We start from the raw sequence: 21,369 nt of genomic DNA on the forward strand, positions 1-21,369 counted from the left end.
TTACCGAACCGGTTAAATGCGGGCGGGATGCGAGGCGGATTCGGAGTTGCTGCATGAATGACATGTCCACACCTGGGCAGAGGGAGGAGGTGCGGGAGGCGGGCTCGCGCTCGCTGTTGATTGCATTGCTTGTGGCCGGTGCCTTCTTCATGGAAAATCTGGACGGTACGGTCATCGCGACTGCCTTGCCGCAGATGGCCGTTTCCTTCGGCGCCCGCCCCGTCGATCTCAATATCGGGATGAGCGCCTATCTGCTGACCCTTGGCGTCTTCATCCCCATCAGCGGCTGGATCAGCGATCGCTTCGGTGCGCGTCTGGTCTTCACGACAGCCGTCGTCATCTTCACGCTCGCCTCCGTTCTTTGCGGTTTTGCCAATGGCGTCGGCTCCTTCGTTGCCATGCGCATTCTACAAGGCATCGGCGGGGCGATGATGGTGCCGGTAGGCCGGCTTGTGGTCTTGAACAATACGCCGAAGGACAAGCTGATATCGGCCATTGCGACGATCACCTGGCCGGCGCTGGTGGCACCGATCCTCGGACCGCCGCTCGGCGGCTTCATCACCGACCATGCAAGCTGGCGCTGGATCTTCTTCCTCAACCTGCCGCTCGGCATATTGGCCTTTATCTTCTCACTCCTGCTCATTCCGGAGACGAAAAGCACGGCGCGCCCGCCTTTCGACTGGATCGGCTTCGTCGTGAGCGGCATCGGACTTGCCGGCCTCATGTATGGGCTGGAACTGATCGGGCGCCCCGATCCCGTCTGGCTGGAAGCCTGGACCTATGTGATCGTCGGCTTTGTCCTGCTGGCCATCGCCGTTTTTCATTTTCTCCGCACGAAGCATCCGCTCATCGATCTCTCCGGGCTAAAACTGCCGACGTTCGCTATAACCATCTCCGGCGGATCGCTGTTTCGCACTGCCATCGGCGCCGTGCCCTTCCTGCTGCCGTTGATGTTTCAGGTCGGATTCGGGCTCAGCGCCTTCCATGCCGGCATGCTGACGCTTGCCGTCTTTGCCGGCAATCTGGCGATGAAGCCGGCAACGACGCCCATTCTGCGCCGCTTCGGCTTCAAGCCGGTGCTCATCGTCAACGGCCTGTTGAATGCCATCTTCATTGCCGCCTGTGCGCTGTTTTCGCCCGATACGCCGCTCTGGTTCGTCGTGCCGGTGCTGTTCATCGGCGGCATGTGCCGGTCGATGCATTTTACCGCACTCAACACGATCGCGTTTGCCGATATCCCACCGGGGCAGATGACGGGTGCCAACACCCTGTTCAGCACCGTCTTTCAGCTGACGATGGGCATGGGCATCGCCGTTGGCGCCATCGGCATCCGCATCGGCCAGGCGATCAGCGCACCGCTCGGAGTAGAGAGTATTGTCGCCATCGAGTTCCGTCTGGCCTTCGTGCTGCTCGGCATCATCGCGCTGCTCGCCGTGCTGGACTGCTTGCCGCTTGACCGCAAGGCAGGCGATAATGTGTCGCGCAAGCCGACGCAGGGCGCGAGGAGGGCGGCGTAGCGATGTCTTTTCCGAGGTGTTCAGTACGGATATTGGATGAGATTGTAGTGCAGCAATATTGCGGGAATCGCCATCAGGATGATCAGAAGCATTGCGACGCTTGCCGCGCGCATCATCTTCCTCCGGCGGGCGCGCTGACCGGTCCAATCATATACTGCCATAATGAGCCCCTCCTTCTTGATTATTAGAAAGGCAAGAAATGGAACGCCAGTCAATATCGGCAATAGCGAGCTAAATAATAAGCATCGCCTAATATTTCGTGGGTGAAGAGCGTTTCGCTGACTTAGGAAGAGCCGCGGAACTTCATCTGCAGGCCCTAAAGATCGTTTTATGATGCCGGCCCACACGATATAACGGGAAAGAATTTCGTCTCCGTGTCAGCGGGACGCCGGCTGCTTTGGAAAGAGGAAAAGGCAATGAGCAAGATGCGTGCCCTGGTTTTAGAGCGTCAGCATGAACTGGCGATCCGTGATATCGATCTGCCGCAGGAGGTCGGGCCGGACCAGGTGAAGATCAAGATCCATACGGTCGGTGTCTGCGGGTCGGATGTGCACTATTACACCCACGGAAAAATCGGGCCGTTCATCGTCAACGAGCCGATGGTGCTAGGGCACGAAGCGGCGGGAACGGTGGTGGAAGTCGGCGCAGGCGTGACGCATCTGAAGATCGGCGACCGGGTCTGCATGGAGCCCGGCATTCCCGATGCCAATTCCAAGGCCAGCCGTCTCGGCATGTACAATGTCGATCCCGCCGTCACCTTCTGGGCGACGCCGCCGATCCATGGCGTGCTGACGCCTTTCGTCGTGCATCCGGCCAACTACACCTTCAAGCTGCCCGATAATGTCAGCTTTGCGGAAGGGGCGATGGTCGAGCCCTTCGCCGTCGGCATGCAGGCAGCCACCAAGGCGCGCATCACGCCTGGCGATACCGCCGTCGTACTCGGTGCCGGCCCGATCGGCATCATGGTTGCTGTTGCTGCCCTTGCCGGTGGCTGCGCGCGGGCGATCGTCGCCGATCTCGCACAGCCGAAACTCGATATCGCCGCGCAGTATCAGGGCGTCATTCCGGTCAATATTCGCGAGAAGAACCTCGTCGAGGAAGTCGATCGCCTGACCGATGGCTGGGGTGCGGATGTCGTCTTCGAATGCTCTGGTTCGCCGAAGGCGTGGGAAACGGTGATGGCGCTGCCGCGTCCCGGCGGCGTGATCGTCGCCGTCGGCCTGCCGGTCAATCCGGTCGGCTTCGACGTCTCGACGGCATCGACCAAGGAGATCCGCATCGAAACGGTCTTCCGCTATGCGCATCAGTATGAGCGCTCCATCGCGCTGATCGCTTCCGGTCGCGTCGATCTGAAGCCCTTGATCTCCGAAACATTCGACTTCGAGGACTCGATCAAGGCTTTCGATCGCGCTGTCGAAGCCCGTCCGACCGACGTCAAATTGCAGATTGTCCTCAAGCAATAGGCTCGCTGTCACATCGCCTTGCCTCAATCCCGCTATTGGCTTCATACATCGGCAAGGCGATGTTTTCCCTGAGGTTTCATATCTCCCGTAGACGGCCTGGCAAAAGCGATGCTAGGTAGCCTTTCACAGAGGGAAACAGGCTTTAACGCCGTGAAACGGGAAGGACAGCCGTGCCACACGACGTTGCATTGATCGCATTGATTGCCGCGGGCTTCGTATTCGCGGCCATTTTCGGCTATCTGGCCGACAGGCTGCATCTGCCGCCGCTGGTCGGTTATCTGGTGGCCGGCGTCATCATAGGCTCGTCCACCCCAGGTTTTGTCGCCGATGTCTCGCTGGCATCGCAATTGGCGGAGATTGGCGTCATTTTGCTGATGTTCGGCGTCGGCCTGCATTTCTCGGCCGCCGACCTGCTGGCCGTGCGCGGCGTCGCCATTCCCGGCGCCATCGGCCAGATTGCGATTGCGACGGTGCTGGGTGTCGGGTTGACCTCGCTATGGGGCTGGAGCGTCGGCGCCGGCGTGGTCTTCGGCCTCAGCCTTGCCGTTGCCAGTACGGTCGTGCTGTTGAAGGCGCTGGAAGAGCGCAATCTCGTGAGTTCGACCAATGGCCGTGTCGCCGTCGGGTGGCTGATCGTCGAAGATCTGGCCATGGTGCTTGCTCTCGTGCTCTTGCCGGCCTTTGCCGGTGTTCTGGGCGGCCATGCGGATGCCGGCGGCCATGCCGCGTCCGGTTCGATCTGGCTGACGATCGGCATGACGCTTCTCAAGGTCGCAGCCTTCGCGGCTGTCGCGATCTTCATCGGCCCGCGTGTGGTGCCATGGCTCCTGACCTCGGTTGCGCGCACGGGTTCGCGCGAACTGTTCACGCTGTCGGTGCTGGCAATTGCGCTCGGTATTGCCTTCGGTGCGGCAGAAATCTTCGGCGTATCGTTCGCGCTCGGCGCCTTCTTCGCCGGTCTCGTGATGAGTGAATCGCATCTCAGCCACAGGGCGGCGGCCGACTCCCTGCCATTGCAGAATGCCTTTTCGGTGCTGTTCTTCGTGTCCGTCGGCATGCTCTTCGATCCGTCGGTTTTGATCCGCGAACCACTGATGATTATCGGCGTGCTTGCTCTGATCATGCTCGGCAAGGCGTTGATCGCTTTCTGTGTCGTGCTCTTGCTGCGCTATCCCGCCAGCATCGGCTTTGCGGTGGCCGCCGGTCTCGCGCAAATCGGCGAATTCTCCTTCATTCTGGCCGGGCTCGGCGTCTCGCTCGGATTGCTGACACGGGAAGGACAGGATCTCATCCTTGCCGGTGCGATCCTGTCGATCACGCTCAATCCGTTGGCTTTCTACGCCACGGAAAAGCTGGAAAACTGGGCCTTTGCGCGCTGGCCGTTCCTGGCGAACAAATACGGCATGGCCAAGCAGGAGGCTCTTCGCCGCCAGCTGGCCGTCATCAACAAGCAGCGCGAGGAGCGGGATCGCCAGCATCATCTCGAGATCGAACAGCTCATCGAAACCTTCCCGATGTTTGCCGAACTTGATGATAACGAGCATGAGGAGCTTCTGCTGCTCTTCCGCCCGAGATCGGCGTCGCCCGGCGACCGGGTGATCAGAACCGGCGATCGCGGCGACAGCATGTTCTTCATCGCTTCGGGCGCCGTTGAGGTACAGCTGGAGGATGACGAGATCCGGCTCGGCGCCGGGGCCTTTTTCGGCGAAATGGCGCTGTTGACGGGCGCGCGCCGCACTGCGGATGTCGTCGCCGTCGATTTCTGCCAGCTCTTCGTGCTGGACCGCCGCGACTTCAATCTGTTCATGTCGCGGCATCCACAGCTGCGTGCCGCCGTCAGCCGCATGGCGCGGGAGCGGCAGGAAAGCAACGTGTCGCGCCAGCGGCGTGACCTTTCCCAGGACGCAGGCTGATATTTTATCGGCGTTTCAGCCAGGTTTTCGAGACACGGCAAGCCATCGTATAGGCGGGATCGAAGACGTTGCCGACATCGTAGCGCACGACCTGACCGAGCAGGTGGCTGGCCGCAGTCTTGTCGAGACCGTAATCTGAGCCGAGCCAGCGCAGCATTTCGCTGGTGGCATGTTGCAGGGCCTGATCAAGCGGCCGGGCATTGCCAATGGTGAAAATATCCTCTGCCGTCTCGCCGCGCGGCCAGACGATCGTCCTTTTCTTTTCGACGCTGAGGCGTACCGTCACCTCGAAGGTGGTCTCGATACCGGTACCGACGATCTCGCCGTCTCCTTGCACCGCATGGCAATCGCCGAGGAAGAAGAGAGCGCCAGGTGCTGTTACCGGAAACCAGATGGTCGTCCCTGGCCCGAGCAATCGATAATCCATATTGCCGCCAAATTCGCCGCTGGTGGCGGTCGATATGGCCTGACCGAGCGATGGCGCGACGCCAAAACAGCCGATCATCGGAGCAAGTGGCAAAGCAAGGGATTCAAGACCCGCTACGGGTTCGGCAAGCCGCGCCGTCAGGGCCTCTCGATCGATCTGCCAGTATACCTTCTTGCTCGCCGGCAAGTCGCGTACGTCATGCGGGTCGACGACGTTGCTTGCTACCACACTGCGGGTAAAACCCGTGTCGCGCGTCGGCACCATGGCGAGAATCTCGACCTTGAGGCTATCGCCCGGTTCCGCGCCGTCGACGAAGATCGGCCCATTCATCGGATTGGGGCCGGATATCTGGCGGACATCATGCTTGTCGTAGCCGGCGGCATCAAGGGTTTCGGTAACAACAGTATCGCCATCGGCGATATGTAAGGCTGGCGGCAGCGAGCCGATGACATTGTGATAGGTGTCGGGAACGAAACGATGGGTCGCCATTTTGCTGAAGCCTTGTGTGGAATCCGGTGGCGGTAGCCTATGACGAGTCCGAACGTCTGGGAAAGGGCGGGCGACGATATTAGGCAAAGATCACTTCGCTTGTCGCGCGCAAATGCCTGCCACGGCAAACAGCCCTCAAGCAAAATGATCGCGAAATGCCTGCGGTGTCGTCCCGAATTTCCGCATGAAATTGCGCCGCATGGTTTCTTCCGAACTGAAGCCGCAGCGCATGCGTGCCTGATGCACGCTAAGGCCTTCCTCCAGAAGGCGGCGGGCCGCCTCGATGCGGATTTCCTCCACCGCGCGTGCAGGCGTCCGCCCGGTCGCTTTCAGATAGTGGCGCGAGAAGCTGCGTGCGCTCATATTCGCCTGCTCGGCCAGCGTCGGCAGGGAAAGGTCGGCGCGCAGATTGTCCATGATCCAGCCATGCAGACGGTCGAAGCGTTCGCCGCCCTCCTGAAGTCTCAGTGCCGCGCTGAACTGCGCCTGACCACCCGGGCGCTTGAGGAAGACGACGAGTTCGCGAGCCACGGAAAGCGCCAGCGGGCGGCCGAGATCTTCCTCAACCAAAGCAAGCGAGAGATCGATGCCGGCGGTCACGCCGGCGGAACTCCAGATCTGCCCGTCCTGAACGAAGATCGGATCGGGCTCAAGCTTCACTTGCGGAAAGCGCTTGGCAAATTCTTCGCAACGATTCCAATGGGTCGCTGCCCGCCGCCCGTTCAGAAGACCGGCTTCCGCAAGCAGAAAGGCGCCGCTGCAGACCGAGGCTATCCGTCGGGCATTCGCGGCACGCCGGCGTACCCATTCGACCAGGTCGAGATTCTCGCAGGCTTTATTGACGCCCCAGCCGCCGGCGATGATCAGGGTGTCGAGCGGTGTATCGGTATTGCCGGGTGGGGCGGTCATGAGCACGAGACCCGAGCTCGTTCGGGTCTGCGGGTTTTCCGCGACCACGATGGTCTCGTATGGTTTCGGCCGATCGAGCTCACGCGCCGCCTCGTTGGCGCTGGTGAAAACCTGCAGCGGACCCGTGATGTCAAGCAGTTGGGCGTTGTCGAAGGCAAGAATTTCGATGGGGCGCATGATTGGCAAAAAATGACGGTGGTTTGGCAAATGTGCCAGAGCATTGTCGCATAGGCTTGGAAAAGTCAATCATTGGAGACATGCCATGACCATCCGCTTCGGCCTGCTTGCGTTTCCAGGCGTCCAGCAACTCGATCTGACCGCGCCCTACGAGGTATTCGCCTCGATGGATGATGCGGAGGTGCATCTCGTGTGGAAGGACACGTCCCCCATCGTATCGGCAACGAAGCTGGCGTTGCAGCCAACAACGACGTTTGCCGAATGCCCGCCGCTTGACGTCATCTGCGTGCCCGGCGGCGTCGGCGTCAATGCATTGCTGGAGGATGCGGACGTTCTAAGCTTTGTCCGGAAACAGGCGGCCAAAGCCCGCTTCGTAACATCGGTGTGCACCGGTTCTCTCGTCCTTGGAGCGGCCGGCCTGCTCAAGGGCAAGAAGGCCACGACCCATTGGAATGCGCTTGATTTCCTCGAGAGTTTTGGAGCCGTAGTCACGCCGGGCCGCGTCGTGCGGGACGGTAATCTCTTCACAGCGGGCGGCGTGACCGCCGGCATCGATTTCGGGCTGACGATTGCTGCCGCCTTGCGCGGTCGAGAGGAAGCCGAAGCGATCCAACTGTCGCTGGAATACGCGCCGGAGCCGCCATTTCATTCCGGATTGCCCGAGAAGGCTAGTGCTGAGGTATTGGCCAGAACCAGGCAACGCCTTGCCGGCTCGAGAATGGCGCGGCAGGAGATCATCGCCCGCCTTACGGCGGTCAGACATGAGCCTGAATGAACATCGACTTGTCCACCGGCGCTGTCACCTCAATGAAACGGAGCACCGATAGGCAAGCGATCATCGGTCGATCGTGTCGAGGCAATGATGGGCAGCGGATGAATGGAAATTCCAGTCTCACGTCGCCTATCATACTTGACACAAATAGCTTTTCTGCGACCGTGGCATCACAATAGCGTCCACGGCCTTACGGGAAAAAGGCTTATTTGATGAACGAGTTCCGATCATTGCGCCGCATATTCCGTTTCGTCATGGCAGTGACCGTTCTGATATGTGCAGGCCTGGGGTCGATATCGCAAGCTGCAGCCGCCGAGACATCCGAGATCGCTCCGCAAACAAAGACTTCGAGCGAGCAGATCGAGAAGCTGATCGGCACCTTGCGCGACAGCGGCGCGGTGTCCGGAGCCGACCTGTTGCAACGCCGCTCCGATTTCGAAAAGCTCATGTCATCGACCCCAGGCCCGGCGCGTGTCCAGATACGTCATGTCGACGCCAACGGGGTGGATGGCGATCTGATCTGGCCGGCACGGTTGCATCATCCGATCGGGCGGCGTGCCATCCTTTATTTGCATGGCGGCGGCTTCTATAGCGGCTCCCTTCGCACGCACGCCAACATAGCGGGTTCGCTCGCCAAGGCCGCCTCAGCCGATGTGCTGTTGATCGACTATCGCCTCACGCCCGAAAATCGCTTTCCCGCGCAAAGGGACGATGCCATTGCGGCCTATCGCTGGCTTCTGACATCAGGATACAAGGCCGGCAACGTCGTTATCGTCGGCGAGTCGGTTGGCGCAACTCTGGCCATCGAGGTCGTTTTGAACCAGCTTAGGCTGAGTGGTCCGCTTCCCGCTGCCGTGGTCGCGATGAGCCCGATTACCGATTTCGCCGCAACGGGCGCGTCCCTGGCCGCCAACGCCGCCAGCGATCCCTTCATGAACAAGGCCGAGTTGACCCTTATCCACGATGCGTTCGCGCGCGACCGTCCTCTTGCCGATCCCGATATATCGCCGCTCTATGGCAATGTCTCCGGGTTTCCTCCGCTGCTGATCCAGGTCGGCGCTCGCGAGGTGCTACTTGATGACGCCTCGCGGTTTGCAGACAAAGTACGCCAGGCGGGCGGTAACGTGAGCCTGGAAGTCTGGCCGGGGATGATCCATCAATGGCAGATTTTCCCGTTCTGGCTCGACGATGCGAGGAAATCGAACGAGCGCGTTGCGCAATTCGCGATTGCGCATTTTGTCGATAAGCCAGTGCAATAGCTCGCACACCTGGTCGAGCTCAATCTGATTGCGAAAATGTCTGCTCTTCTGCGGTGCCTCATCAAGCGCGCGCGGCCGATTGGACTATGCGCCTAATTATTTATCGCAATAAATAATCGTGGATCAAATTTTTATATGGACAGGGCAGGTGAAAGCCATTATGCATGTCCATGTCGCGATAATAAATCGCACGATAAATTTAAGTGGAGATTGAAATGAGCCAGTCTATCCCTCAAGCTACTCGTCGGGGCGTTATGACAGCCGGGCTTGGCCTTGCCGCTGCTGCAGCTGCCAGCCCCTTCGCTCAACCTGCGCAAGCCTCTACAAAGCAATCAACTTCGAAAGGTAAGGACACAATGAGCAGCAGCACGATCACCACCAAGGACGGAACCCAGATCTTCTACAAGGATTGGGGAACGGGCCAGCCGATCGTCTTCCATCACGGATGGCCCCTGAGCTCTGACGATTGGGATGCCCAGATGCTATTCTTCCTTCACCAGGGCTACCGCGTCATCGCCCACGACCGTCGCGGCCATGGCCGTTCCAGCCAGACCGCAACAGGCAACGAGATGGACACCTATGCCGCCGATGTCGCGGCGCTGGCAGAACATCTGGATCTCAAGGGCGCCATCCATGTCGGCCATTCGACAGGCGGCGGCGAAGTTGCCCGCTATGTCGCCCAGTATGGCGGCCATGGCCGCGTCTCGAAGGCCGTGCTGATCGGCGCCGTACCGCCGATCATGGTCAAGTCCGACAAGAACCCCGGCGGCCTGCCGCTGGAAGTCTTTGATGGCTTCCGTACAGCGCTTGCGGCCAACCGCGCTCAGTTCTTCCGCGATATTCCGGCGGGGCCCTTCTACGGTTTCAATCGTCCCGGCGCAGCTGTTTCGCAGGGCGTTATCGATAATTGGTGGCGCCAAGGCATGATGGGCGGCACCAAGGCCCATTATGATTGCATCAAAGCCTTTTCGGAAACAGACTTCACCGAAGACTTGAAGAAGATCGAAGTTCCGACCCTCGTCATGCATGGCGATGACGACCAGATTGTGCCGATCGCGGATTCGGCGCTTCTCTCCTCGAAGCTGCTAAAGAATGGCACGCTCAAGGTCTATAAGGGCTTCCCGCATGGTATGGCCACCACGCATGCGGACGTGATCAACGCGGACCTGCTCGCCTTCTTCAAGGCCTAAGCATTAAAAAGGTCATGCGCCCGCCAAAAAGGCGGGCGCTTCACAGCCTGCCGGGTGCTGGTTACAGCCCTTGCCTCTTCAGCTGTCGAGTTTCAACGAAAGCTGAACGGCGCGGGGCAAGGGCGGTAGCGGCCGGCTGATTTCAACGCGGCGCGTCCATGTGGCGCGCCGTTCCTGTTCGCGCTCCCGAAGGGCCTTCGAGACAGCGACAAAGGTCATTGCACGTTCGATGACTTGTTCTGCCTTGGTCATGGAAAACTCCATTTGTTCACTTTATGTTCTCATATGGAGTCGAGAAAGTCAAGCGATCCGGGCTTTCGGATCGGGCCGCACCTTGTATGTTCCGTTTGGCGCCCCTCGCTGCTCTCAAAGACCAACGCACGATTGCTTTGGCCCCCCGGAGACGGTTCCGTTGAACCCTATTGACGCCGAAGATTGATCTCGCTGGTTACGACCGATTTGCCTGAGCTCAGATCCTTGTCGATGGTCCGGAGCGTCAGCTGGTCGTTGCCCTGCCTGCGAATGGTCATATTGGCATCGCGATCGCCGTTGACGAGACGTGCCCAGCGCACTGCCAGATTGATGACATCGCCCTGCCTGCTGCCCGACAGCTGCGATGTCGCACCGGAAGGACCGGTGTAGGTGCCTGAGTATCTGTTTCCGCGCGCCGTAAGCTGGGCCGAGATCGCGCGACTGATGATGAGAAGGCCGCGGCAGTTTCCCCTCATCGAAATCGAGGGGACCGGAGCGCTGATGGTGAATCTGCAGGAGACATTGATCGGCGAGTCGCCGATCTTTCGAACCACCTTGCCGGTTCCCGTCCAGCTGCCGTTCAGCGGCTTCAGAAATCCGCTTTCATCGGCGGCGGCAGGTGTCGCCAGGCAGATCGCGGCAAGGACGGCGAGAAGGCGCGCTTGATGATGCATGATATCAATCCCTTCATCAGACTTGCTAGGAACGCCGCAGGCATATGCGCGGTTCCCAGGCGGTCAGAGCCAGTTGATGCGCTTCAGAATATAGAGGGTGACGATGGAGGTGACGGCGACCAGCACGACGATGATGACGAAGGCCCAGGTATCGTTGACGCCTGGAATGCCGCCGACATTCATGCCGAACAGGCCGGCGACGACGCTCGGCGGCAGCAACAATGCAGCAAGCGCTGCAAGCCGGTTGGAGTTGCGGGCGATGCGCTCGCTGATGACGGTGGAAAGGTCGTCATGCAGGATGCCCGTCCGGTCGCGGATCGCATCCAGATACTCGATGCAGCGCATCAGCTTGTCGATGACCTCGCGCATACGAAGCTTGTCGCGTTCGGCAAGCCAGGGAGCGTCGTCATGTTCGATGCGATTGAGGGCATCGCGTTGCGGCGAAAGATAGCGTCTTAGCTGCACGGCGCGCCTGCGAAGCAGCTTCAGGCGCTCACGGACTTCGGCGGCCTCGCCGTGGAAGATCAGCTCATCCAGCTCGTCAACTTCCTCATCCATCTGATCAAGAACGGGTTCCAGGTCCCTCACGAGCTTGTCGCTGACGAGGGCAAGCAGTTCGCCAGTGCGCTTCGGGCCTTTGCCCTTTTCGAGCGCTTGGCGGATGTCGCGAAGGGCGGTGATGTAATGGCCGCTGTCGCGAAGGGTCACGACGCGATTCTCGTCCACCCAGGCATGCAGGGGAACGAGATCGAGATCCTCGACCGCCACATCCGCGTCGTCGGGCGGTGCAGCGCAGACGCCGCGAAGAATGATTAGCAAGCCATCATCGACCGGCTCGACGCGCGGGCGCGATTCATCCTCCAGCAACGCGTCGGCGACAAGCGGATCGAAGCCGCCATTGTGTGTTACCCACGTTGCCGCGGCATCATGGTCGCGCTCGAGATGAACCCAGAGAATTCCGTCTGTCGGCTTCCAACTCTGTAGGCCGGCGGCACCGATCTCGCGACAGCTGCCGTTGCCGTCGAGAAGGACGGCGAAGCGTATGCCGGGCTCGGCGCCGTAGCTGAGTTGAACCTTCCGGCTCTCGATCTCCATCCGCTCCCATCCTCCCCCGAGTGTAAAAGGAAAGCGAAATCATGCAGCTATTTTCAATAGTTCTAGCACCGAGAACGTTAAGGTGAAACCGAAGTTTAACGCGAATGATCGGCTATGATGCCAGACCGCTCATTCTGCCGCCGCGGCAAGACAGCTATCGATGATCGTACGGATCTCGGCGCGGCAGGAGCCGCAATTGGTTCCGGCATTGAGCTCCCTGCCGACGGCTTCGACACTGTGACAGCCGCCGCGAATGGCCGCGACGATCTGGTTGATGCCGACGCCAAAGCAGGAGCAGACCGTCGCACCGGCGTCGATCGCATCGGCTCCCGGTCTGCCTGCGATCAGCGCAAACCGCTTGCTGAGATTGCCATGCGATGCCGAAAGCTGAGCGATCGCCCAGTTTCGGGCCACGGCTACAGGCTGCCGTGCGACGAAGAGAGCCGCCTGCAGCCGCTCCCCATCGAAGAAAGCAAGGCGCAGATCTCCGGAGGCCTGATCAGCATAGCCGAGCGGTTCGAGATCGTCATCTATATCGAATGTCGCGCGACACCACCCGATCCAGTCGTCCGGTGCCAGATCGAACGCAAGCTCTGTCCGCCAGCCGCCATCGGCCTTGGCGAGCGCCCAATAGGCACTGTCGAGATCGTGCGGCTTTGCTGCGGAAACCGCGAAGCAATAATGTGAGGCCTGGAAACGGCAGGCGCGGACTGCGACATTCTTCGACGCGGGCTGGCCGGAAATCGGGTCGGTTATGGGAGCGACCACGACATCGATGCGGGCTTTGGCGGCGAAGCTATCGTTCCAGTGTATCGGCACGAAGAGACTACCGCGCGCCTGCCGCTCCGTCACCAAGGCGCGGACGATCACCTTGCCATGGGGGCTCTCAATCTCTACCAGGCCGGCTTCGGCAACGCCGATCTCGATTGCGTCGCGTGGATGGATCTCGACGAAAGGCTCTGCGATGTGGCCCGACAGGCGGGCGCTCTTGCCGGTCCGTGTCATCGTATGCCAGTGATCGCGAATGCGTCCGGTATTGAGCGTCAGGGGGAAGCGGCTGTCGGTTCGATTGGTTGCCGGCGGTTCTATGGCGATGAAGCGCGCCTTGCGATCGGAATGATAAAATCCGCCATTTGAAAAGAAACGCGTCAGCGTCGGAGCCGTGCCCGCCGGCTGTGGCCACTGGAAGGGTGCAAGCGCCTCATAGTCCTCCGTCGCGATGGCTTGATAAGCGCCGATGTCGAAATCGCGGCTGCCCTCGTTTTCAAAGCCGGAAAGGCCTGCGTGCTCGGCGAAGATCTCCGCATGTGTGCGAAAGGAGAAGGCTTGGGAAAATCCGATGCGGCGGCCAACTTCGGCCATTTGCCACCAGTCGGGCCTAGCTTCGCCGGGGGTTGCAAGAAATTGGCGCTGCCTCGAAATCCGCCGTTCGGAATTGGTGACGGTGCCGTCCTTTTCGCCCCAGCCGAGCGAGGGCAGCAGCACATGCGCGTGCCGCGCCGTATCCGTCTCACGCAGGATGTCTGAGACGACGACGAAGGGACAGGCTTTGATTGCCGCCTCGACGGCATCGGCGTCCGGCATGGAGACCACGGGGTTGGTCGCCATGATCCACAATGCCTTGATGCGACCGTTGGCAACGGCGCGAAACATGTCGACCGCCTTCAATCCCGGCTTTCCGGCAATCCGCGGCGAGTGCCAGAAGCGCTGCACACGGTCGCGATCCTCCGCACTCTCGATCGCCATGTGAGCGGCGAGCATATTGGCGAGACCGCCGACCTCGCGCCCGCCCATGGCGTTCGGCTGGCCTGTCAGCGAGAATGGTCCCATGCCGGGCCGGCCGATGCGGCCGGTGGCGAGATGGCAATTGATGATGGCGTTGACCTTGTCGGTGCCGGATACGGATTGGTTGACACCCTGGCTGTAGCAGGTGACGACCTTCTCGGTCTGTGCAAACAGCCGGTAGAATTCGCGAAGCTGCATCGCGGGCAAGCCGGTCAGCTCGAGCACGCGGTTGAACGACAGGGCGCCGGCGGCGGCGAAAGCCTCGGCAAAGCCGCTGGTGTGCTCGGCAATGTAATTCTGGTCGATGGTGTTGTTTGTGATCAGATGCTCGAAAAGACCCAGGAAAAGGGCGACATCGCCATCCGGCCGGATCGTCAGATGCAGATCGGCGATATCGCAGGTCATGGTCCGGCGCGGATCGATGACGACCATCTTCATCGTCGGCCGTGCTGCCTTTGCCGCCGCCAGCCGCTGATAGATGACCGGATGGCACCAGGCGAGATTGGAGCCGGTGAGGATGATGAGGTCGGCCAGCTCGATATCCTCGTAAGTGCCCGGCACCGTATCCGAGCCGAAGGCGCGACGATGGCCGGCAACGGAGGACGACATGCACAGCCGCGAGTTCGTATCGATATTGCCCGAGCCGATGAAGCCCTTCATCAGCTTGTTGGCGACGTAATAATCCTCCGTCAGCAGCTGGCCGGAGACGTAGAAGGCAACGGCATCAGGGCCGTGTTCGGCAATCGCCTCACTGAGGCGTTTCGCGACCAGATCAAGCGCCTCGTCCCAGCTCGCTCTCTGGCCGGCAATTTCAGGATGGAGCAGGCGTCCGTCGAGATCGATCGTCTCGGCAAGGGCGGAGCCTTTCGAGCACAGACGCCCGAAGTTGGCAGGGTGGTCCGGGTCGCCTTTCACGGAGACCTTGCCGTCATCATCGACGCTGGCGATAACGCCGCAACCGACGCCGCAATAGGGGCAGGTGGTTTTGGTTTCAATGGACATGGGTTGCGTCCATGAAGTTTAGAGCGTGGGAGAATATCTCCCTCTGTCTCTGCGGGACATCTCCCCCACAAGGCAGGGGTATCGCATATGAGCGGAGATCGCCGCTGTCCCCCTTCTCCCCAGCGGGGAGAAGGTGCCGCCAGGCGGATGAGGGGGTGCCCGCCAAGGCCATAAAAATCCATGAATTCAAATAGATAACCCCCTCATCCGACCCTTCGGGCCACCTTCTCCCCAAGGGGAGAAGGAGCTTATGGTGCTCGTCCGCCTCCATATGCGATAGCCCTGCCCCTTGTGGGGGAGATGTCAGCAAAGCTGATAGAGTGGGGTAACTTCTTCCGAACATCTTCACTCCGCCGCCATCATCAGGCTTTCGAGCGCGATGGAGAGAGCGCCGTCCTCGTTGCGGACGGGAATGGTCCGCACCTCGCCCTGGTCTGCACCAAGCGCCTTGCCGGTTTCGAGCGAGATCACCCAGTTGTGCAGCGGGCAAGTCACGGCTTTCCCGTGAACGATGCCTTGGGAGAGCGGGCCGCCTTTGTGCGGGCAGTGATCCTCGATGGCGAAGACCTCGTTTTCGGCCGTGCGGAATACGGCAATCTTGCCCTGCGGGGTTTTCACGCACCGTGCGCCGCGCAGAGGAATGTCCGAGATGTCGCCGATTGGATGCCAGGTTGTCATGTTCATTTCCTTACTCGGCGGCCTGCGGGAAGCCGACTGTCGCCATCGGCTTGAACTCGTGCTTGTCCTTGCCGGAGACGCGCTCGGACCAGGGGTCGACCTGGGCGAATTTCTGGCTGAAAACGAAGCGCTCGTAATAGGCGTTGCGCTTTTCGGCATCGCCCATGATCTGGCGGCGGATCTCGTCGAGACCGATGCGCTTGGCCCATTTGTAGATACGTTCGAGATAGCGGGCCTGCTCGCGGTACATCTGCGTCAGCGCCACGATATGTTCGAGCGCCTCGTCCTCCGTCTTCACGAGGCCGAGCACTTCCGTGCCTTTGATGTCGAGACCGGCAGCGCCTGCGAAATGGATCTCGAAGCCGCTGTCGACGCAGATGACGCCGATGTCCTTGCAGGTTGCCTCGGCGCAATTTCGCGGACAGCCGGAGACGGCCATCTTGAGCTTTGCCGGCGTCCAGGAACCCCACATGAATTTCTCGATGCGGATGCCGAGGCCGGTCGAATCCTGCGTACCGAAGCGGCACCAGTCGGAACCGACGCAGGTCTTCACCGTACGCAGGCCCTTGGCATAGGCCTGGCCGGAGATGAAACCGGCCTTGCCGAGATCGGCCCAGACGGCCGGCAGATCCTCCTTCTGCACGCCGAGAAGGTCGATACGCTGACCGCCGGTCACCTTCACCATCGGGATCTCGAACTTGTCGACGACGTCGGCAATCGCCCGCAGCTCGTTCGAACTGGTGACGCCGCCCCACATGCGCGGCACCACGGAATAGGTGCCATCCTTCTGGATGTTGGCGTGCACGCGCTCATTGATGAAGCGCGACTGGTAGTCATCGGCATATTCATCCGGCCAGTCGCAGACGAGGTAGTAATTCAGAGCCGGGCGGCATTTCGCGCAGCCGCAGGAAGTCTTCCATTCAAGCTCCTGCATAACGGCAGGAATGGTCTTCAACCCCTTGGCTTTTATCAGTCTTCTGACGTCGTCATGCCCGAGCTCGGTGCAGGTGCACATCGGCTGGACGGCGGCAGGGTTGTAGCTGTCGCCAAGGGTGATCGACATCAGCTGTTCGACGAGGCCGGTGCAGGAGCCGCAGGAGGCCGATGCTTTCGTGTGGGCGCGCACGTCGTCGAGTGAGGTTAGGCCTCTGGCCGTGATCGTCGAAGTGATCTTGCCCTTGCAGACGCCGTTGCAGCCGCAGATTTCCGCATCATCCGGCAAGGCTGCAACGGCCGCCATAGGGTCCAGCGGCGACCCTCCCTGATAGGCCTGGCCGAAGATCAGGGTTTCGCGCATCTCAGAGATATCGGTCGCCTTCTTCTTCAGGTCGTTGAACCAGGCGCCGTCACCCGTCTCGCCGTAAAGCACGGTGCCGATGATCCTGTTATCCTTCAGCACGAGGCGCTTGTAGACGCCGGCAGCCGCATCGCGCAGGACGATCTCTTCGCGATCGTCGCCATCGGCGAAGTCGCCGAGCGAGAATAGGTCGATGCCGGTCACTTTCAGTTTCGTCGGCGTGTCCGAGTGCACGAAGGCGGCGCTCGTGTCGCCGGCCAGATGTGAGGCGGCCACACGCGCCATCTCGTAGAGGGGGGCGACGAGGCCATAGACCATGCCGCCGACCTCGGCACATTCGCCGAGCGCCATGATGCTTCCGTCCGAAGTCTGCATGCCGTCATCGACGACGATGCCGCGGTTGACGGCGATGCCTGCCTCCTTGGCAAGGCCAACATTGGGGCGGATGCCGACGGCCATGACGACGAGCGTGGCGGGGATCACGCGTCCGTCGTCGAGTTCGATCCCCTCGACCTTGCCGTCGCCGATAATCGCCTTGGTGTTGGCCTTGGTGATGACCTTGATGCCGCGCTCCTCGACGGCCTTTTGCAGCAGATAGCCGGCGGCCGGATCGAGCTGGCGTTCCATCAGCGTCGGCTGCACATGGAGAACGGTGACATCCATTCCACGCAGGCTGAGGCCGGCGGCGGCTTCCAGACCGAGCAGACCGCCGCCGATGACAACGGCCTTCTCGCGCGATTGAGCCGCAAGCAGCATCGCCTGTACGTCGTCGAGGTCGCGATAGGTGATGACCCCGCGCAGTTCCTTGCCCGGAACCGGAATGATGAAGGGCACTGAGCCGGTCGCGATGACAAGCTTGTCGTAGCTCTCCGTCACACCGTGATCCGAGGTGACCGTCTTTGCCACCCGGTCGATGGCGACGATCTTGTGCCCCTTGTAGAGCGTGATGCCGTGCTTGATGTACCAGCCGTCGCCGTGGATGATGATCTGCTCAAAGTCTTTCTCCCCCGAGAGAACCGGCGACAGCATGATGCGGTCGTAATTGACGCGCGGCTCGGCGTTGAAGATCGTGACCTGATAGAGATCCGGCGCCTTTTCCAGCAGGTGCTCCAGCATGCGCCCTGGCGCCATGCCATTGCCGATGATGACGAGTTTCTGGGTCATGATATCACTCCGCGGCTTCGACGAAGCGGTGGCGTTCGTAAAGGAACTTCAGCACGGCCTCGCGGCATTTGAGGTAGGTTCTGTCGGAGGCAAGCTCGATGCGGTTGCGTGGCCGCGCGATCGGCACTTCCAGGATATCGCCGATATGGGCGGCCGGACCATTGGTCATCATGACGATGCGGTCGGAGAGCAACACGGCCTCGTCGACATCATGGGTGATCATCACCATCGTGCTGCCGAGGCGGGTATGGATTTCCATGACGGCATCCTGAAGGTGGGCGCGGGTGAGGGCGTCCAGCGCTCCGAAGGGCTCGTCGAGCAGCAGGATCTTGGGCTGCATGGCGAGCGCCCGGGCAATGCCGACGCGTTGCTTCATGCCGCCGGAGATTTCCGAGGGACGCTTGTCCTTGGCATGGGCCATCTGCACGAGATCGAGGTTGCGCATCACCCACTCGTGGCGTTCGGCCTTGCTCTTCGTGCCGCGAAATACCTTCGAGACGGCGAGATTGACGTTCTCGTAAACGCTGAGCCAAGGCAGCAGGCTGTGGTTCTGGAAGACCACGGCCCGATCCGGACCGGGTGCGTTGACCTCGCGGTTCTCAAGTAGCACCGCGCCGGCAGAGACCGGCGTCAGGCCGGCAATGAGGTTCAAAAGGGTCGACTTGCCACAGCCGGAATGGCCGATGATCGAGACGAATTCGCCCTTGTCGATGACGAGTTCGATGCCGGCAAGCACTTCGGCGCGCTGGCCACCCCGATCGAAATATTTGTCGATATGATCGAGCTTCAGATAGGCGCTCATCAGGTTCTCCTCAATTGCTCGTCATGCCGCGGGTCACGACAGCACCGAGGCCTGCGACTAGGCGGTCGAGGACAAAGCCGGTGATGCCGATATAGGCGAGTGCGACGATGATGTCGGGCAGGCGCGACGAGTTCCACGCATCCCAGATGAAGAAGCCGATGCCGACACCGCCGGTCAGCATCTCGGCAGCAACGATCGCAAGCCAGGAAAGTCCGGCGCCGATGCGAAGACCTGTGAAGATGTAAGGAGCGGCCGCCGGCACCATGATGCGGAAGAAGAATTCGATCTGGTTCAGCCGCAGCACCTTGGCGACGTTGCGATAATCCTGCGGAATGTTGCGAACGCCGACCGCCGTGTTGATGATGACGGGCCAGATCGAGGTGATGAAGATCACGAAGATCGCCGAGGGGTTGGAATTCTGGAAGGCCGCGAGCGACAGCGGCAGCCATGCCAGTGGCGGCACGGTGCGCAGCACCTGGAAGATCGGATCGAGTCCACGCATCGCCCAGACCGATTGCCCGATCACCGCGCCGACGAGCACGCCGGCAACGGCGGCAAGGCCGAAGCCATAGGCGACGCGCTGCAAGGAGACGAGCACGCGCCAGGCAAGCCCGATATCCTGGGGCCCGTTGTAGAAGAAGGGATAGACGATGAGGTCGTAGCTGTCCTGCCAGACTTGCGAGGGCGGCGGCAGGCTGGCGCCCGGCTGCTCACAGAGCAGCTGCCAGATAGCGAGCAGAAGCACGAGCACTACGAGGGGCGGCAAGACGTTGCGCAGGACTGCGAGCCCGATATGACGGATGTCGATGCGGCGAACAGGGCGGACCGCCAATGTCACGACATGGCTCTTTGCGGGAGCAGGCGTTTGCGCAACGGAGGCTTGCTGTTTGCGGGCGGTTACGGACATTGAACGAATCCTTTTTGGAGGAGAGTGCCGACCATCACGACGCCACCTTGATCGAGAGACTTTCGAGGTAGGCAGTCGGGTTTTCGGGATCGAAAACCTTGCCGTCGAAGAAGGTTTCCTTGCCGCGCGAGGTCGATGCCGGAATGTCCGATGCGGCGACACCGAGTTCCTTGGCGGCGTCGCGCCAGATGTCCTGGCGGTTGACCTGGCCGACCAGCGTCTTGATATCGGTATTGGGCGCGAACTTGCCCCAGCGAATGTTCTCGGCAAGGAACCAGGCGTCATGGCTCTGATAGGGATAGGAAACGCCGCCCTTCCAGAACTTCATGTAGAGATCGGTGCTTTTGGCGATCCGGCCGTTGCCGTAGTTGATGTCGCCCTTGAGGCGGCCGAGCACATCTTTTGGCGGCACGTTGAACCATTGCCGCTTGCCGAGGATGGTTGCCATTTCCTCCTTGTTGTCCATGCTGTCGCACCATTGCTGGGCTTCCATGACGGCCATCAGCAAGGCCTTGGCTGCATTCGGATTCTTCTCGATCCAGTCGGCGCGCATGCCGAGCGCTTTTTCCGGATGGCCTTTCCAGATCTCGCCGGTCGTACAGGCGGTGAAGCCGATGCCTTGGTTGACGAGCTGCTCGTTCCAGGGCTCGCCGACACAAAAGACGTCCATGTTGCCGACCTTCATGTTCGCCACCATCTGCGGCGGCGGCACGACGATGGTCGAAACGTCCTTGTCGGGGTGGATGCCGCCGGCGGCTAGCCAATAGCGGATCCACAGATCATGTGTGCCGCCCGGGAAGGTCATCGCCGCCTTGATCTCCTTGCCTGCAGCTCTTTTTGCGTCAAAGGCCGCTTTCAGCTTGGATGCGTCAAGCTGGACGCCTGTCTCTGCATATTCTTTGGCGACGGAGATGCCCTGGCTGTCGTAGTTGAGGCGGGCGAGGATCGCCATCGGCACCGGCTGGTTGTTCTGCGTCACCTTGCCTGTGTGCATGAGGTAGGGGAGCGGCGAGAGGATGTGGGCGCCATCGATGCCGTTTGCTGCGCCGCCGAGCACCAGATTGTCGCGCGTCGCGCCCCAGGAGGCCTGTTTGGCGACATCGGCGTCTGGTAGGCCGTGCTTTTCGAACAGGCCCTTTTCCTTGGCGATGACCAGCGGAGCCGCATCCGTCAGTGCGATGTAGCCAAGCTTGACCCCCGACACTTCCGGTCCCGACGTTGCTGCGAAGGCGCCGGAAGGGAAGGCTGTCCTGACGGCGCCGATCAGGGCTGCCGTGGCGGATGTCTTCAAAAGGTTTCGGCGCGTAACACCACCGGACAGGATCTTCTTCACTTGCAGTTTCCCCTTGTTTTGCTCGTGACGCGTGGATTTCGGACATAAAAAAACGCCGCTCGGTCGATGCAGCCCGGGACAAGAAGGAAATCCTCGGGGCAAGAACCTTGCGACGTCGATGTCTTTGCGAGCGCGTTATCAGCGCATTGCGTGCCTCGATCGCCATTGATCGAAGCGAATCTAAATAAGCAAGCCGCGTGCCAGTTTTCCACGCCAATGCCATGGCATTGTAATTGCTTGATTATTCAGGAGCGTGGTCCGACG

At 60.7% G+C, this 21,369-nt stretch carries 18 protein-coding genes; 6 read left to right on the forward strand and 12 right to left on the reverse strand.

The window, feature by feature from the left end; all coding sequences use genetic code 11:
- Positions 1-53: 53 nt before the first annotated feature.
- On the forward strand, positions 54-1,517 hold the full coding sequence (locus AC13RM_RS14710; protein WP_374819202.1) for a DHA2 family efflux MFS transporter permease subunit: 1,464 nt from the start codon (positions 54-56) through the stop codon (positions 1,515-1,517).
- A 20-nt stretch (positions 1,518-1,537) separates the two neighbouring features.
- Here AC13RM_RS14710 and AC13RM_RS14715 read toward each other — a convergent pair whose 3' ends face one another.
- Entirely contained in the window at positions 1,538-1,678 is a 141-nt protein-coding gene (locus AC13RM_RS14715; protein WP_285171838.1) for a hypothetical protein, read from the reverse strand.
- Between the two features lie 255 nt (positions 1,679-1,933).
- Between AC13RM_RS14715 and AC13RM_RS14720 the strand changes: the two genes are divergently transcribed.
- Positions 1,934-2,980: an NAD(P)-dependent alcohol dehydrogenase gene (locus AC13RM_RS14720; RefSeq protein WP_285171839.1), complete on the forward strand. Its 1,047-nt coding sequence runs from the start codon at positions 1,934-1,936 to the stop codon at positions 2,978-2,980.
- A 170-nt stretch (positions 2,981-3,150) separates the two neighbouring features.
- Positions 3,151-4,893 (forward strand): cation:proton antiporter domain-containing protein, encoded by a 1,743-nt coding sequence (locus AC13RM_RS14725; RefSeq protein WP_374819205.1) that lies wholly within the window; start codon positions 3,151-3,153, stop codon positions 4,891-4,893.
- A gap of 4 nt (positions 4,894-4,897) precedes the next feature.
- Here AC13RM_RS14725 and AC13RM_RS14730 read toward each other — a convergent pair whose 3' ends face one another.
- Together AC13RM_RS14730 and AC13RM_RS14735 are read right to left on the reverse strand one after the other, a co-directional pair.
- The gene (locus AC13RM_RS14730) at positions 4,898-5,809 is read right to left on the reverse strand and encodes an acetamidase/formamidase family protein (RefSeq protein WP_374819207.1); all 912 of its coding nucleotides are present in this window, start codon (positions 5,807-5,809) and stop codon (positions 4,898-4,900) included.
- Positions 5,810-5,944: 135 nt separating this feature from the next.
- Positions 5,945-6,895, reverse strand: coding sequence for a GlxA family transcriptional regulator (locus tag AC13RM_RS14735; protein WP_374819209.1), 951 nt, complete (start codon positions 6,893-6,895; stop codon positions 5,945-5,947).
- Between the two features lie 85 nt (positions 6,896-6,980).
- Between AC13RM_RS14735 and AC13RM_RS14740 the strand changes: the two genes are divergently transcribed.
- The 3 genes from AC13RM_RS14740 to AC13RM_RS14750 all read left to right on the forward strand — a co-directional run bounded on the left by AC13RM_RS14740 (position 6,981) and on the right by AC13RM_RS14750 (position 10,116).
- Positions 6,981-7,670, forward strand: coding sequence for a DJ-1/PfpI family protein (locus AC13RM_RS14740; protein ID WP_285203127.1), 690 nt, complete (start codon positions 6,981-6,983; stop codon positions 7,668-7,670).
- 251 nt (positions 7,671-7,921) lie between these two features.
- The gene (locus tag AC13RM_RS14745; protein WP_374819365.1) at positions 7,922-8,926 is read left to right on the forward strand and encodes an alpha/beta hydrolase; all 1,005 of its coding nucleotides are present in this window, start codon (positions 7,922-7,924) and stop codon (positions 8,924-8,926) included.
- Positions 8,927-9,282: 356 nt separating this feature from the next.
- A complete protein-coding gene (locus tag AC13RM_RS14750) occupies positions 9,283-10,116 on the forward strand; it encodes an alpha/beta fold hydrolase (protein WP_113407562.1) in 834 nt (277 codons plus the stop codon).
- Between the two features lie 78 nt (positions 10,117-10,194).
- Here AC13RM_RS14750 and AC13RM_RS14755 read toward each other — a convergent pair whose 3' ends face one another.
- From AC13RM_RS14755 to AC13RM_RS14795, 9 genes are all read right to left on the reverse strand, one after another.
- The gene (locus tag AC13RM_RS14755) at positions 10,195-10,368 is read right to left on the reverse strand and encodes a hypothetical protein (RefSeq protein ID WP_015342656.1); all 174 of its coding nucleotides are present in this window, start codon (positions 10,366-10,368) and stop codon (positions 10,195-10,197) included.
- A gap of 167 nt (positions 10,369-10,535) precedes the next feature.
- Complete coding sequence (locus AC13RM_RS14760; protein WP_113230983.1) at positions 10,536-11,042, reverse strand: hypothetical protein; 507 nt, start codon at positions 11,040-11,042, stop codon at positions 10,536-10,538.
- Positions 11,043-11,105: 63 nt separating this feature from the next.
- On the reverse strand, positions 11,106-12,137 hold the full coding sequence (locus AC13RM_RS14765) for a CorA family divalent cation transporter (RefSeq protein ID WP_374819212.1): 1,032 nt from the start codon (positions 12,135-12,137) through the stop codon (positions 11,106-11,108).
- Positions 12,138-12,266: 129 nt separating this feature from the next.
- Positions 12,267-14,924, reverse strand: coding sequence for a nitrate reductase (locus AC13RM_RS14770; RefSeq protein WP_374819214.1), 2,658 nt, complete (start codon positions 14,922-14,924; stop codon positions 12,267-12,269).
- A 345-nt stretch (positions 14,925-15,269) separates the two neighbouring features.
- A complete protein-coding gene (gene nirD / locus AC13RM_RS14775; RefSeq protein ID WP_374819216.1) occupies positions 15,270-15,608 on the reverse strand; it encodes a nitrite reductase small subunit NirD in 339 nt (112 codons plus the stop codon).
- Positions 15,609-15,612: 4 nt separating this feature from the next.
- Positions 15,613-18,063: a nitrite reductase large subunit NirB gene (gene nirB, locus AC13RM_RS14780; RefSeq protein ID WP_374819218.1), complete on the reverse strand. Its 2,451-nt coding sequence runs from the start codon at positions 18,061-18,063 to the stop codon at positions 15,613-15,615.
- Between the two features lie 4 nt (positions 18,064-18,067).
- The gene (locus AC13RM_RS14785; RefSeq protein ID WP_374819220.1) at positions 18,068-18,865 is read right to left on the reverse strand and encodes an ABC transporter ATP-binding protein; all 798 of its coding nucleotides are present in this window, start codon (positions 18,863-18,865) and stop codon (positions 18,068-18,070) included.
- A gap of 10 nt (positions 18,866-18,875) precedes the next feature.
- Positions 18,876-19,772: a nitrate ABC transporter permease gene (gene ntrB / locus AC13RM_RS14790; RefSeq protein WP_440477773.1), complete on the reverse strand. Its 897-nt coding sequence runs from the start codon at positions 19,770-19,772 to the stop codon at positions 18,876-18,878.
- Between the two features lie 34 nt (positions 19,773-19,806).
- Positions 19,807-21,105 (reverse strand): CmpA/NrtA family ABC transporter substrate-binding protein, encoded by a 1,299-nt coding sequence (locus tag AC13RM_RS14795; RefSeq protein WP_440477772.1) that lies wholly within the window; start codon positions 21,103-21,105, stop codon positions 19,807-19,809.
- Positions 21,106-21,369 lie beyond the last annotated feature (264 nt).

The sequence above is a fragment of the Martinezella sp. CNPSo 3732 genome (genome assembly GCF_057784515.1).

What these genes read in the sequence shown, in the direction of transcription:
- AC13RM_RS14710 (WP_374819202.1), top strand. Translation starts at nt 54, where the DNA reads ATGAATGACATGTCCACACCTGGGCAGAGGGAGGAGGTGCGGGAGGCG.
- AC13RM_RS14715 (WP_285171838.1), bottom strand. Translation starts at nt 1,678, where the DNA reads ATGGCAGTATATGATTGGACCGGTCAGCGCGCCCGCCGGAGGAAGATG.
- AC13RM_RS14720 (WP_285171839.1), top strand. Translation starts at nt 1,934, where the DNA reads ATGAGCAAGATGCGTGCCCTGGTTTTAGAGCGTCAGCATGAACTGGCG.
- AC13RM_RS14730 (WP_374819207.1), bottom strand. Translation starts at nt 5,809, where the DNA reads ATGGCGACCCATCGTTTCGTTCCCGACACCTATCACAATGTCATCGGC.
- AC13RM_RS14735 (WP_374819209.1), bottom strand. Translation starts at nt 6,895, where the DNA reads ATGCGCCCCATCGAAATTCTTGCCTTCGACAACGCCCAACTGCTTGAC.
- AC13RM_RS14740 (WP_285203127.1), top strand. Translation starts at nt 6,981, where the DNA reads ATGACCATCCGCTTCGGCCTGCTTGCGTTTCCAGGCGTCCAGCAACTC.
- AC13RM_RS14745 (WP_374819365.1), top strand. Translation starts at nt 7,922, where the DNA reads ATGGCAGTGACCGTTCTGATATGTGCAGGCCTGGGGTCGATATCGCAA.
- AC13RM_RS14750 (WP_113407562.1), top strand. Translation starts at nt 9,283, where the DNA reads ATGAGCAGCAGCACGATCACCACCAAGGACGGAACCCAGATCTTCTAC.
- AC13RM_RS14755 (WP_015342656.1), bottom strand. Translation starts at nt 10,368, where the DNA reads ATGACCAAGGCAGAACAAGTCATCGAACGTGCAATGACCTTTGTCGCT.
- AC13RM_RS14760 (WP_113230983.1), bottom strand. Translation starts at nt 11,042, where the DNA reads ATGCATCATCAAGCGCGCCTTCTCGCCGTCCTTGCCGCGATCTGCCTG.
- AC13RM_RS14765 (WP_374819212.1), bottom strand. Translation starts at nt 12,137, where the DNA reads ATGGAGATCGAGAGCCGGAAGGTTCAACTCAGCTACGGCGCCGAGCCC.
- AC13RM_RS14770 (WP_374819214.1), bottom strand. Translation starts at nt 14,924, where the DNA reads ATGTCCATTGAAACCAAAACCACCTGCCCCTATTGCGGCGTCGGTTGC.
- nirD (WP_374819216.1), bottom strand. Translation starts at nt 15,608, where the DNA reads ATGAACATGACAACCTGGCATCCAATCGGCGACATCTCGGACATTCCT.
- nirB (WP_374819218.1), bottom strand. Translation starts at nt 18,063, where the DNA reads ATGACCCAGAAACTCGTCATCATCGGCAATGGCATGGCGCCAGGGCGC.
- AC13RM_RS14785 (WP_374819220.1), bottom strand. Translation starts at nt 18,865, where the DNA reads ATGAGCGCCTATCTGAAGCTCGATCATATCGACAAATATTTCGATCGG.
- ntrB (WP_440477773.1), bottom strand. Translation starts at nt 19,772, where the DNA reads ATGTCCGTAACCGCCCGCAAACAGCAAGCCTCCGTTGCGCAAACGCCT.